This is a genomic window from Psychrobacter sp. N25K4-3-2 (assembly GCF_015351755.1).
GTDB classification, from domain to species: Bacteria; Pseudomonadota; Gammaproteobacteria; order Pseudomonadales; family Moraxellaceae; genus Psychrobacter; species Psychrobacter glaciei.
In genome coordinates this window covers 583,038-596,065 of the sequence record NZ_JADKLX010000003.1, presented here as the reverse complement: position 1 = coordinate 596,065, position 13,028 = coordinate 583,038, and the positions used below count along the sequence as shown (strand labels likewise).

The following is a 13,028-nucleotide window of genomic DNA, read 5'->3' as shown; positions in this document are numbered from 1 at the left end:
AAACTCAAGACCACTAAAAAAGGCAAATAACGTTAATCGCTATTTGCCTTTTTTAGTACTACTCACTCATTGTATGAACTGGCGTTTAGCCCTCATAGTCGCGGACTTGGTTGCGTAGTTGCTGCTTGTATTCAGAGGTGATTGGTTCGTTCTCTTCATCCAGCATAATGGCATCCAAATCGCTTGCCATCATATAAGCAATGCTCATCATACTATCGAAGCTGCGCAATGCTTGTGGGTGTGGCAACGATAAAAATACCACCACACCAGTATAGGTATTAGTCGCCACGCTATGCGGATCAAATGGTGCGATACCACTGTCGGTGATACCCATCATGCTAAACCAAAGCATACCGGTGCCGTCTTTTTGCTCATAACGATGGAACATATTCATCGCGCCATAGCGCAGACCATATTTATCAATCAGCGCCAATAAATCACGGCCACGGATAGTCGCTGTTGGACGGTCACGATATTGGTGCGGCAGGATGGTGATGTTGATGTTGTCTTTGGCATTGATCAATGGACCGTTTTGCGCGTCGTCGCCTGACTCTGATAGATGCTGATCAAGTATCGGGCTGTTGTCATCGAAGCTAGGCTCTTCTGCCGTGTCAATCGATGGCATCAGATTATCCGTTGCCGACATGAGGCTGGAAAACGCATCAGGCTCTTGCTCGATATGCATCTGATCAGCAGCTTCTACAAATTCAGCACTATCGGCACGGCGTTGCTCATCTTGCCAGCGCGCATAGTCAGCTTCATCAATGACGTCATGGTCGTCAGTTACGGTACTGCTATGCTCGGCTGTTAGCTGGGCGTCAACGTTGGTATGCGTTTGCGTCAAAGGCTCTTCTTCAACGACGGCATCCAAATAGCTACGATCTGGACCGATGCTCGTTTCGCCAGCGACCGTATCATCAAGGTCTGGCTGATCGACGATATTACGCTCGTGACGCGGTATGATGGGAATACCATTTTTGTCATAATTGACCGCAGCAGCTTCGGTAGCAGCGCGGCGCTTAAAGCTACGAATGACCATAAACAGCCCTGCGAGCACGATAAACGCGGCAATGGCAATCAATATAAACTGAATAACGGTCATGATAAATACATCCTAGTATATATAACAAAAGGGAATACACAAACGAGCATAAATGGCAATATTCTAGCATGGCTGACCTATGTCGTCACCACATTGTGTACTTTATAACCAGTAAGCTTGACTGAGGTCAAGCTTATTTGCATTTATGCCAATTGATTGATTATATTTGCATCTCGCTGATTCTCATAGCACTTTTAGTATCAGATTTTTGAGTCTTAGCTCTCTACATAACACGCGGCCTCATCTAGCGAGACGCTGACTAATGTAGAAATACCTGCGCTTGGCATAGTAATGCCTTTTAACTCATCAGCAATCTGCATCGTCAGTTTGTTATGACTGATAAAAATAAACTGTAAATCATCTGCCAGCTCATGAATCAAACTGGTAAAGCGTTCGACGTTGGCATCATCAAGTGGTGCATCGACTTCATCGAGCACACAGAACGGTGCGGGATGCTGCTTAAATATCGCAAAAATCAAGCTCAGCGCGGTGAGGGTTTTTTCACCACCCGACAGTACAGCTAGGCGACTATTACGCTTGCCCTTTGGCTGTGCCATTAAGGTAAGCCCTGCCCGCCACTGCTCTGATTTTGGCGCATTAACAGGCATATCGTCAGTATTGAGCGTTAAACTGGCTTGACCACCGCCGAATACTTTGGCAAATAAGTTAGCAAGCTCAGTATTAACGGCATCGAGCGTCTGCATAAACAGTGTCTTAGTCGTCTCATCAATAGACTCAATCGCTGCCGTCAACGTCTGCATACTGGCCGCAATATCTGCTGTCTGCTGCGCCAATGGCTCTAGACGTTCATTGACCTCAGCCAACTCCGCCACTGCAGCAAGATTGACTGGGCCAATTTTGCTTAGCTGCTGCTCAAGCGTGGCGCGTTCAGACTCCAGTTCTGCAATTTTATCTGGACGCACACGGCGATCATGCGCGATAAAATCAGCAAGTAGATTTGAGACGCTCATCACTTGCTGCTGATGCTGCTGAGCTAGCTCTGATGCTGCTTTATATTTATGGCTCACCTTATAGTACGCTTCTAAAGCGTCATGAGTATGAGTGCTCGCATCGTCCAAACGCGCCATGCTTAGTGCCAGCTCAGTCGCATGATTCGCAAGTTTACCCTGCTGAACTTGTAACGTATTTTGCACGCTATCCAACGCTGTCTGCTGCTGAGCATAGTCTTGCTTGAGTGCAGCCAATGCAGTATCACGCTCGGTCAATAGCACCTGCTGCTTATCTCGTGCTGTCTGCGCCATTTGTAATGCGGCTTGCAAGTCTGGTAGCTTATCATGCTGCTTCTGATGACTCGCTTTTAGCTGCTGCTCGCTCTGTAGCGATTGGTCGTATTGCACAGTTGCTCGTGCAAGGCTACTGACACTATGTTCCAAACGCATCTCGCTCTGCTGGATACGCAGCTGCAATGCTTGCCAAGCATCATCATCGGCTTGACGCGCGCGATTTAGCTCACTGCGCTCAGCCTGTAACTGCTGACTGGTCGCACGGGCATCAGATATTTGCGGCGTTAACGCTACTATCTGGCTTTGAATATCTTGCTGCTCATGAGTGAGCACTTGTCCCTCTTGTTCTAACTCGTGTTGCTCTTGCTCAAGGGCAGATTTGTCAGCCATAAGACGCTGGCTGTCTGCTTGTAAGCGCTCAGCATTGGCACGCTGAGTCGTTAGCTGCTGCTGATATTTATATTTCTCACGGGTGAGCTGATCTGCTTGTGCACGAGTTTCTTCTAGATTGATTGTTAACGCATCATAGTCCCGTTGATTCTTTGCAATGGTCTCTTGCGTTTCTTGTATTTTGGTTTCAAACTCATCTAGCAAATCTTCTAATGCTTGCAAACGGCTGCGCTGCTGCAAACGTTGTGTTAAAAAGTGACTATTGCTCTCACCATGACTATCTTGCGCACCTGTAAAATTACTCAGATTAATCGTACCCTGACGACTGATAAGCCAACCGTCAGTTGTTAGCAGTATGGCTGACGATGGTAATGCTTTTAAGATACTAGCAAAGTCTTCAAGAGTCTGCTGATGGGTCGCTTCTGATTTCGCAATATACAAGTAGCACTGCTGCCAAAGCGCTAATGCAGGCTGCTTAATCAGTTGTGATAATGGCAAGACTGTATCAGCTAAGCTATCTGGTAAATAGTTGATGAGTGGCTTTGTAGCTCCTTGATTCTTAGTAGGTAACCACAAGCTATGACCACTCTCTATTGAAGACTTATCTTCTGTATTAGCCTGCTCATTCTGTGCTGTTTGATAAGTAATGATATCCGCTAAATCAGGCTCAAGCACTTGCCATAAGCTGTTCACTTCCTCAAAATCATCGCTCGTATTATCAACGTTTAACTGATTAGATTGGTTAGAGATTAGTACATGACTATCTAGCCATAACGCCAAGACACTATCGAGTAGCGCGGCGTGCTGTTGCCCTTTTTCACTCAGCTCAATCTGCTCACGCAAAGTAGTAATGGCCAATTCGTTATAGCGATTGACGATATTGCTTTCCGAGCCATCGTCTAGATTACCTGCTATAGAGACAGAGGCTTGCTGTTGATTTTGCAGTGTAGGTTTTGGATGCAATATCTGATGCAGGGTATCATACTCACTGGCCAATACCGCGTGACGCTTCTCATGCTCACTCAACTCACGCTGCTGCGTATTCAAGCGCTGCTGTAAATCATGCGCTTGCGGTTGTAGTTCCGACAGACGCTCATCGACGCTGTCTTGTTGGCGCTCTATCTGCTGCAACTGTTTGTTTAGCTCTGCAACTTGCGTCTCTAACGTCTGCTGTAGATTTTGTGCGTCCGTTGGCGCTTGTTCATCAGAGCGCTTATCAGAGTCCTTATCAAAACCCTTATTATTGCTAGAGGTTGATAGCGACTGTTGTAATTGCTGCCATAGATTTTGCCAGTTTTGCTGGCGGCGCTGCCATTTGTCATGGTTCTGCTGATGGCGTTTTTGCGCTTGGCTATTAATGGCTTGCTGCTGCTCAAGCATGCGCGCATTATCTTGCAAGCGTGATAGCTGGTTTTGCGCGTCATGCCATGCGCGTTGTAACGGTTGCTCATTGCGTTTATGCGCGTCACGTTTACCCGTCAACTCACTGAGCTGTGGACGCAAATCTACCAAGATAGCCTGCTGCTCAGCTTGCTCGGCTTTTAATCGATCAATCTCGCTCACTGCTTGCTCACGCTGCTGATCCAAGCTCGTGAGTTGCTGCTCAATCACATTCAATTGTGATTTGGCATCGCTCAGCGCGTGCTCAGCTTGTTGATAGCCTAGCTGCTGCTGATAGTGAGCGCTTTGGGCATCGTCCTTGAGCCATTGCTCTTGGTTAATGTGCGTGGCGAGCTTATCTTGTTGCGCTTTTAGCGTCTCATATTCGGCTTGCAATGTAGCAACTTCGGCGGTGCTGCGCTCATGGGCTATTTTTTGCTGCTGCTGCGTATGCTTGGCTTGGTACAGCTGCTGAATGGCCAGTTTCTGCTTGATATCAGCAAGTGTTAAGGCCAATTCTTCATAACGCTGCGCACTGGCGGCTTGCTTCGACAAGCGCTTTTGTTGGCTGACCAGCTCGCTTTGCATGTCATGCAGACGTGCTAGGTTTTCTTGTGTTTTTTCTAGCTTCTTTTGCGTTTCTTCACGGCGCGCTTGATAGCGAGACACCCCTGCGGCCTCTTCAATGAACTCACGCAGCTGCATGGGACTAGATTCGACAATACGCCCAATCATGCCTTGTTCAATCACCGCATAACTACGCGCACCAAGCCCTGTGCCCAAAAACACATCGACCACATCACGGCGACGACAACGTGTGCCATTGATAAAGTAATCCGAGCGCCCATCCTTATTTACCTGACGGCGAACAGACAGCTCTTGGTACAGGTTAAACTCATGACGAATGCCGGTATGCTCATCTTGCGTATGCTCAAACGTCAGCTCGACACTGGCGACACTTTTGGCAGCTTTATCTTGCGTACCAGCAAAGATGACATCGCTCATCGCGCCGCCACGCAACTGCTTGGCAGAGGTCTCACCCAGTACCCAGCGAATGGCATCAATCACGTTGGATTTGCCACAGCCGTTCGGCCCGACAATAGCAGTGATACCATGGCGAAAGGTAAAAGTCGTTGGATTGGCAAAGGATTTGAAGCCTGCCAGCTTTAGAGATTTTAAACGCATGAAGAGTCAGTAAACTTAGCAAAAACAGGCGGCTATTCTACCTGAAATTGTGGTGGGTTTTTAGGGTTAAACAGCTAACTGCATAAACGATTTTGATTCAAGGCTCTGGTGAAACCCCTGCAGCAGTTTTTGTTCTACTTGGCAGGTGTCATTTTCTGCTAAATAGCGATTGTTAAACTCAATAAGAGCGGACCAAGAGATACTGGCCACTTCTAAATGCTCGACTATTTCCAACAGCTCTGTTCTTAGTAGATGCTGATACTTCCTCGGTCTTTTATGACATAACGCCAGCTCTCGGTCTACGAGCGTTTGCTTGTTTTGCTTTAGCGCGTCACCACCGATAAATAATAGTAGAAACTTTGTACCCTGCTCAATGAAGCCTTTTTCTAATAAATGCTCGTACATTAGGCAGTACTTTAGGATTTGGTCTGGGTTTTTCCGACCAGCGAGCTTTAACTCATTTGCTACCAGCACGTTCGCTTGATGGTTATAGGCTAAGTTATCCATATACATCGCTTTTAGCTCTGTACTGTTTTCAAACATACCGCTGTTGCCGTGTGTCGACCATGATCTATTTGGCTCAAAGGATATAAATTGCTGATAAAATAAATCTAAGTAGATATCACTACATAAACTCAAAAAAATATCGAATTCTTTATTCAGATAATCTTCAGAAAAAAACGTGACGCGGCGCACGGCTTCTCTTGCATCACAGATGCCTGACGTTTGCGTTGAATAGGTCTCTAGCTGCTCAGATTCACTCATTTTTGTATTGAGTTTTTTGATGATTGATTGCTCAATCTCTTCTATATTTTTGCCTGCAAGCTCAGGATGGGTTGCCCACTCAATGATTTGGCGTACATATTGCTTTTTAGTAATGCCTAAAATACGCTGCGGCTCCCACGCCAAAAACTCTATCATATTAGATAGGCCAGCCGTCCATGATATCTGGTCTTTTAGATGACTCATTGAGCCGAAAATACGGCGGTATTTTTCTGCAGCTTTCATACTAATGATGTCTCATGGTTTACATACTAGCTTTATAAAGGTTTGTCATTGCTATAGTCATTTCACTATAAAGTATGACAGCGTTAACCTCGCTTGAAGTATCACATATACGTCTACACTCGGTTGACTTGTACTACTTTTAAATTGAATCGACTATACAATATGTCAAGTTTATCTAAGATATTTAAAGCCTGTCAGCTTTAGGGGTTTTGGGCGCATAAAGAATCAATAAACGTAGTAAAAACAGGCGGCTATTCTACCTGAAGTTGGGGTGGTTTTTTAGGGTTTGTGGGTTTAAAAAATAGGAAAGTTAGAGTGACATTATTGTCACTCTTTATATAATTTAGTCTAATGACTCTTCTGCTTTGACTAAAAACACAATCGTAGATGCTGTCATATGTAGTACATACTGCAAGAGGGGCTCAGGAACCTCTACAGTTTTATTACCTTTACCATGACCGCTCAACTTATTTCTAGGTGTGGGTATGCTAGAAGTCAACATATTATTCAACGAAGTAAAATGATCAGTCCAAAATTTTGGTATTAACTCGTTACGTATACAGCAGTTTATAAGTTTGCTCGCAGTATCTCGATTTTTATCATACTCCCAACCATGTTTATCTAATATAATTTTCATAGTGCTTTCAAAAGCTTTGAGACAATCTGTCAGTGCTGAATCGTAACGACCATAACGATAATGTTCGTGAGCTTTTAAGAATTCTTCTTGTGCGCCTTTATACATTGGGTTACTTAATAGCTGTAAAGCTGGCTTAACTGCTTCAGCATGAATAAATTCGGAATCAATTCTAATAATTTGACCGTTATCATATTGGTAACCTACGCCATGTTCCCGGAATCTTTGATTTAGCTCTTCTATAATATCGCTAATGTTTATTCCATGAGGATATTGGTCAGCAAAAATCTTAGTAAACCTTACCATTAACTCTACGACACTTAATGCTTTCTCAATATTTTTCTCAGTTAAGAAGTATTTTGATATATTTTGTAGATAACTAACAGTACTGCCTAAATAGGTATCATCTTTGTTCAACTCAAACACACCTAGCTCTTTACACAAAATATTGTAGCATGCCTCAAGATATCTTCGATTGTCACTACTAGTATGCCACTCTCCCCCTGAATGATCTTCGCCCATTGTTTCTTTCCACATATGAACTATTTGAACCTTTAATGTGTCTGATAGTTCTTCGTATTGGTAAACGTCAGGGTATTCACCTCTAATCCTCTTTTGTCTTATATGGAATAGATCAACAATAGCCATATTAAATCCTCAATTTATTTATTAATAACTACTTTACCAAACCAAGACTAAATCACCCCAATCCCACTTAATAATAACTGTCCACCAGCAAACACTAACAACACGCCAAACGCACGTTTAAGCATCAGCGCAGGCAATACGTGAGCAAGCTTGGCACCGACTTTTGCCATCGCAAAGCTAGCCACTGAGATGCATAAAAATCCCGTGATATGCACAAATCCTATCGTGCCCTCAGGCAGATTGACCACGTCTTGACCGAACCATGCAAACCCCGCTGCGCCAGCCAGTGCAATTGGTAGACCGCACGCTGCTGAAGTGCCAACTGACTGTTTCATCGGTAATCCCGCCCAGTTCAAAAACGGCACGGTCAAACTACCACCGCCAATACCGAAGATAGACGATGCCATACCAATGCCTGTACCAGCACCAAACTGGACACCAGCAGAAGGTAACGGCTTGCCCAACTGTTCTTTATTAGAGAAAAACAGCATCTTAATCGCCACTAAAAGCGCGCCGATACCGATAATGGCTTGTAGTACCTTACCGTCAATCATATCCGCAACACCCGCGCCCACCAGACTACCAACGACCAGACCCAATGCCATTTTTCGCCACACTTCCCAGCGTACACCGCCGCGCTTATTATGAGCAGTGAGTGAGCTAATCGAGGTCACAACGATGGTCGCCAGTGACGTACCAATTGCCAAATGTGTCACGACTTCTGGCGAAAAATCATAAGCGGTAAAAATCCATACCAGTGCGGGTACGATAATCATGCCGCCGCCAACGCCAAACAAGCCAGCACTTACGCCAGCAAACGCCCCTGCAATCACAAACCACACATATAGCATCATCGAATTAGCCTTTTATCTTGCTTGTATTTTGAACGGTATTTTTATCTTACTGATTTGCTTGTTTATACACTTAGTGGCATCTTCTTAATTGCATTTGCCAAATAACACCCCAATCTTTATGCTGTCTGTTCGCGAAAACCGTCCAGTATATCAAAGATTATCCCAGCGACATTACTCAAGTAGAATAAACTTATGCCGATACTTAATCAATCATCTTACTCTGTGTCTGAGTCATTAACACTTGAGCATTTACCTGAGCTGAATCATCGCCATCTTACCAGTAGCGCGTCTACCAATAGCGAGCTAATAGCGGACGTACAGAATGGCACATTGAATGCGACCGAGATGCACCTGCTAACGGCTGAAACCCAAAGCGCTGGTCGCGGACAACACGGGCGCTCATGGCAATCCCCGCGCGGCAATGTCTATCTGTCTCTCTATCATCCTGTTCACATACCGGTTAGTGGCTTACTCTCATTAATTATCGGTGTAGAGCTGGCAAAAATGCCTGTCATCCAAATGCTAAATGAGCAATTGCAAACAGAAGGGCTGACGCCAATCGGCGTAAAATGGGCAAATGATTTGGGGTTTTACCAAAATCAAAGTCAATCTCAAGTCCAGACTGCTTTAGACAGCACTGATGCGCATAATACGGAACTAGACCATCAGACGCTGCCGTTTAATAAACTTGCTGGGATTCTGATTGAACCCGTATCGCAAGCCAGCAAACTGGTTGGCGTGGTCATAGGTGTCGGTCTCAATGTCCAAGCCACTCCTACGCTAACTGCGCAAACCTCTGAAGGCATGAGTTATCAAGCCATCAGCTTACAAGATATTGCTGAGACGCTACAGCCAAAAGCGCAGGCTGCCAGTCTACCGAGCTTACGTGTGCTTTATCAGCAAATGAGTAAAGCATTGATGGCGGCGATGACGCGCTTTGAACACCTAAGTATAGAGAAACCAACAGGACATAGTTATTATCTGGACAGCTTTTTAAAGCAGTTTGATTCGATGGATGCACTGAGCGAACTGCGATTACGTGTGACCCAAGAGCATAACGGTCAAACCAATATACTCACGGGTTACGCTTGTGGTATCGATACACATGGATGTTTGCAATTGCGCCAAGATAACGGTAAGATTTCTGCACTTTTCACCGGACGCATTGACGTTGTCAATTGGGCATAAGTAGATAGCTAATTGAACAACTAAATTGACGAGTACTATATAAAGGGATTTTTATGCTCTGGTTAGATCTTGGAAATACCCGCCTGAAATACTGGCTCACCGATGATATCGGTCAGATAGTCACACATGATGCCAAACAACATTTGCAGGCACCAGCCGAATTGCTAATGGGTCTGACGGATCGCTTTGAGCGTTTTGCCCCTGACTTTATTGGTATCTCGTCCGTACTGGGTGACGAGCTGAATGCCAAGGTGTCAGAGACCTTAAGCCGCCTAAATATTCCGTTTGAATTTGTCCATGTCGATGCCGCTCACACACTCATGAAGAGTCAATATAATGATGAGCAGCTCGGCTGTGATCGTTGGCTACAAATGCTGGGCGCGGTGGATAAGAAGAAGCGTCAATGTGTCATCGGCTGCGGTACAGCGGTGACGATTGATTTGATTGATCACGCTGAGCATTTGGGCGGTTATATTTTCCCCAGTATCTATCTGCAACGTGAGTCGTTGTTTTCTGGTACCAAGCAAATCACCATCTCTAACGGGACGTTCGATAGTGTCGGCCAAGGTGTGACCACACAAGATGCGGTACATCGCGGCATACTATTATCAATCGTCGGTGCGATTAATGAGATTAGCCACCGTCATCCCAACTTTGAAGTCATCATGACGGGTGGTGATGCAGCCATTATCGCCCAACACGTCAACCGTCCTGTACGTTTGCGTGATGATTTATTATTAAATGGTCTGGCACGATATTTTGATCATAGTAAACAGATATAGTGTTTTGAAAGTATCTAGAAAATAGACACAAAAAAGCAATACGTTTTAAGCGTACTGCTTTTTTTGCTTTAGTCAAAACGTCATCATTTTTGTATCACTGCCAAAAGTTGATAGGCTTTTGGCAGTTGGTATTATTTGGTCTCGTTAAACAGCTCACGACCGACTAGCATACGACGGATTTCACTGGTACCTGCGCCAATTTCATACAGCTTGGCATCGCGCCAGTAGCGCCCAAGTGGATACTCATTGGTATAGCCATTACCACCAAATATTTGAATGCCCTCGCCTGCCATCCACGTGGCTTTTTCGGCACACCATAGAATCACACTGGCGCAGTCTTTACGCACTTCGCGACTATGGCCAGCACCGCGCGCGTCCAACATATCGAGATTTTTGCCGACGGTGTACAAGAAGCTACGACCTGCTTGCAGTATCGTATACATGTCTGCAACTTTACCTTGGATAAGCTGAAACTCACCAATGGCTTGACCAAACTGCTTACGATCATGGATATAAGGCACGACATTGTCCATCACGGCTTGCATGATGCCGATAGGACCTGCAGCCAATACGGCGCGCTCATAATCTAGGCCACTCATCAATACCTTTACGCCCTCATTGAGCCCGCCTAAGATATTTTCGCTCGGCACGGTCACATTGTTAAAGGTCATCTCACCCGTATGGCTACCACGCATGCCGAGCTTATCGAGCTTTTGCGCCGTACCAAAACCTTCCATACCTTTTTCAACGATAAAGGCTGTCATACCTTTGCCGCCTAGCTCAGGATTGGTCTTCGCATAGACCACCATCACATCTGCATCGGGACCATTGGTGATCCACATTTTAGTGCCGTTCAACACATAACTGCCGTCTTTTTCTTCAGCTCTGAGCTTCATACTAACGACATCTGAACCAGCGCCCGTCTCACTCATTGCTAATGCACCGATGAATTCACCGCTGACCAGCTTTGGCAAATATTTTTGCTTTTGTGCATCACTACCGTTACGTTTGATTTGGTTGATACATAGGTTTGAGTGTGCACCATAGCTCAGCGCGACCGATGCCGAAGCACGGCTAATCTCTTCCATCGCGACCATATGTGCGACGTAGCCCATGTTAGAGCCGCCGTACTCTTCAGGAACGGTAATACCATGTAGGCCGATATCACCCATTTTTTGCCACAGATCCATTGGGAACTCATCACTACTGTCAATCTCGGCAGCACGTGGGGCGATTTCATTGGCCGCAAACTGCTGTACCATATCACGTAGGGCATCAATATCTTCGCCAAGCTGAAAATTCAATCCAGGTAAACTCATAACTTTTCCTTGTATATAAATATTTTTAAACTTCGAATTTTAATCTGTTTTTTAAAGCCACTGTAACTGTATTTTTAATGTGATAGTCAATTCAATATGAAAGTATGACAAGGCAACCGAGTGTAGATGTATATTGAATACTTCAAGCGAGGTTAACGCTGTCAGACTTTTATAGTGGATTGACGATACTAATTAAGACTGGCGTTTGTTGATTAAAGCACGTGCCACGTTTGAGCCATTTGGACGCTTTAAGAACGCACTGATACGTTCACCTGCCACGACCAATTTATCCAAATCGATACCGGTGCTGATACCCATGCCATGCAGCATATACACCACATCTTCGGTCGCGACATTGCCTGTTGCGCCTTTGGCATAGGGACAGCCACCAAGCCCAGCCACTGAGGTATCAAACTCACTGACACCCATTTGTAGTGCGGCTAGCGTATTGCTTAATGCTTGACCATAAGTATCGTGAAAGTGCCCTGATAGCATAGAGATATCAGCATACTCAAGTGCTGCTTGTAATGCTCGCTGCACTTTGAGCGGTGTACCAACACCAATGGTATCAGCGATGCCAATTTGCTCTGAGCCAATCTCTATCAGACGCTTGGTCACATAGGCTACTTGGCTTGGATCAATCTCGCCTTCATAAGGACAGCCAACCGTACAAGAGATCACGCCGCGTACTTTTATACCCTGCGCTTTTGCTGCCGCAGCCACTGGTGCAAAACGCTCAATACTCTCATCGATACTACAATTGATGTTTTTTTGACTAAAGGTTTCACTTGCTGAGCCGAAAATAACGATTTCATCAGGACGGTGCAAAATAGCATTTTCAAAACCGCGCATATTAGGCACTAGGACTGAATAGCAGACCTCCGCATGCCGTGTCGGCTCAAGTGCTTCAAGCAGAGCACTATTATCACCCATTTGTGGCACCCACTTTGGCGAGACAAAACTGGTCGCTTCCAGCTTTTTGACACCTGCCGCAATCAAATCGTTGATAAGCGTTTGCTTAACCTCAGTCGGTACCGTCGTTGACTCGTTTTGCAAGCCATCGCGTGGACTGACATCAACGATGGTGACGTGTTTTGGGTATGCATTTTTCATACTTATCATCCTTTTTAATGCTCGCCTTTCTATAGTCGATTCAATTTAAAAACAATACCGTATTGCTGGGATAGATTTTGCGAAGCCTCTGGAGCGCGAAGCGCACAGCAAGCGAGGAAAATGTATACCAGCAGAAAGCTATTTTGAACGTACTTCTTTTATATTGCACTGACTATATTAT

9 protein-coding genes are annotated in these 13,028 nt (G+C 45.2%); 2 read left to right on the top strand and 7 right to left on the bottom strand.

Annotated elements, in window-relative coordinates; genetic code table 11:
* Nucleotides 1-85: 85 nt before the first annotated feature.
* The 5 genes from IOD06_RS10355 to IOD06_RS10335 form a co-directional block, all read right to left on the bottom strand.
* Entirely contained in the window at nt 86-1,102 is a 1,017-nt protein-coding gene (locus IOD06_RS10355) for a cell division protein ZipA C-terminal FtsZ-binding domain-containing protein (protein ID WP_010201808.1), read from the bottom strand.
* 215 nt (nt 1,103-1,317) lie between these two features.
* Nucleotides 1,318-5,301 (bottom strand): AAA family ATPase, encoded by a 3,984-nt coding sequence (locus IOD06_RS10350; protein WP_194620811.1) that lies wholly within the window; start codon nt 5,299-5,301, stop codon nt 1,318-1,320.
* Nucleotides 5,302-5,367: 66 nt separating this feature from the next.
* On the bottom strand, nt 5,368-6,309 hold the full coding sequence (locus IOD06_RS10345; RefSeq protein WP_194620810.1) for a hypothetical protein: 942 nt from the start codon (nt 6,307-6,309) through the stop codon (nt 5,368-5,370).
* 343 nt (nt 6,310-6,652) lie between these two features.
* Complete coding sequence (locus IOD06_RS10340) at nt 6,653-7,591, bottom strand: STM4504/CBY_0614 family protein (RefSeq protein WP_194620809.1); 939 nt, start codon at nt 7,589-7,591, stop codon at nt 6,653-6,655.
* A gap of 47 nt (nt 7,592-7,638) precedes the next feature.
* Entirely contained in the window at nt 7,639-8,442 is an 804-nt protein-coding gene (locus IOD06_RS10335) for a sulfite exporter TauE/SafE family protein (protein ID WP_194620875.1), read from the bottom strand.
* A 195-nt stretch (nt 8,443-8,637) separates the two neighbouring features.
* On the opposite strand from IOD06_RS10335, the gene IOD06_RS10330 reads away from it, so the two are divergent.
* A complete protein-coding gene (locus tag IOD06_RS10330) occupies nt 8,638-9,633 on the top strand; it encodes a biotin--[acetyl-CoA-carboxylase] ligase (RefSeq protein ID WP_194620808.1) in 996 nt (331 codons plus the stop codon).
* Nucleotides 9,634-9,686: 53 nt separating this feature from the next.
* Entirely contained in the window at nt 9,687-10,415 is a 729-nt protein-coding gene (locus IOD06_RS10325) for a pantothenate kinase (RefSeq protein ID WP_194620807.1), read from the top strand.
* Between the two features lie 131 nt (nt 10,416-10,546).
* Here IOD06_RS10325 and IOD06_RS10320 read toward each other — a convergent pair whose 3' ends face one another.
* Nucleotides 10,547-11,734, bottom strand: coding sequence for an isovaleryl-CoA dehydrogenase (locus tag IOD06_RS10320; RefSeq protein ID WP_194620806.1), 1,188 nt, complete (start codon nt 11,732-11,734; stop codon nt 10,547-10,549).
* 192 nt (nt 11,735-11,926) lie between these two features.
* Nucleotides 11,927-12,847 (bottom strand): hydroxymethylglutaryl-CoA lyase, encoded by a 921-nt coding sequence (locus tag IOD06_RS10315; protein ID WP_194620805.1) that lies wholly within the window; start codon nt 12,845-12,847, stop codon nt 11,927-11,929.
* Nucleotides 12,848-13,028 lie beyond the last annotated feature (181 nt).

Bases quoted from the DNA above. Each gene is read 5' to 3' on its own strand.
- IOD06_RS10330 (WP_194620808.1), top strand. From the start codon at position 8,638: ATGCCGATACTTAATCAATCATCTTACTCTGTGTCTGAGTCATTAACA.
- IOD06_RS10325 (WP_194620807.1), top strand. From the start codon at position 9,687: ATGCTCTGGTTAGATCTTGGAAATACCCGCCTGAAATACTGGCTCACC.
- IOD06_RS10315 (WP_194620805.1), bottom strand. From the start codon at position 12,847: ATGAAAAATGCATACCCAAAACACGTCACCATCGTTGATGTCAGTCCA.
- IOD06_RS10355 (WP_010201808.1), bottom strand. From the start codon at position 1,102: ATGACCGTTATTCAGTTTATATTGATTGCCATTGCCGCGTTTATCGTG.
- IOD06_RS10340 (WP_194620809.1), bottom strand. From the start codon at position 7,591: ATGGCTATTGTTGATCTATTCCATATAAGACAAAAGAGGATTAGAGGT.
- IOD06_RS10350 (WP_194620811.1), bottom strand. From the start codon at position 5,301: ATGCGTTTAAAATCTCTAAAGCTGGCAGGCTTCAAATCCTTTGCCAAT.
- IOD06_RS10335 (WP_194620875.1), bottom strand. From the start codon at position 8,442: ATGCTATATGTGTGGTTTGTGATTGCAGGGGCGTTTGCTGGCGTAAGT.
- IOD06_RS10345 (WP_194620810.1), bottom strand. From the start codon at position 6,309: ATGAAAGCTGCAGAAAAATACCGCCGTATTTTCGGCTCAATGAGTCAT.
- IOD06_RS10320 (WP_194620806.1), bottom strand. From the start codon at position 11,734: ATGAGTTTACCTGGATTGAATTTTCAGCTTGGCGAAGATATTGATGCC.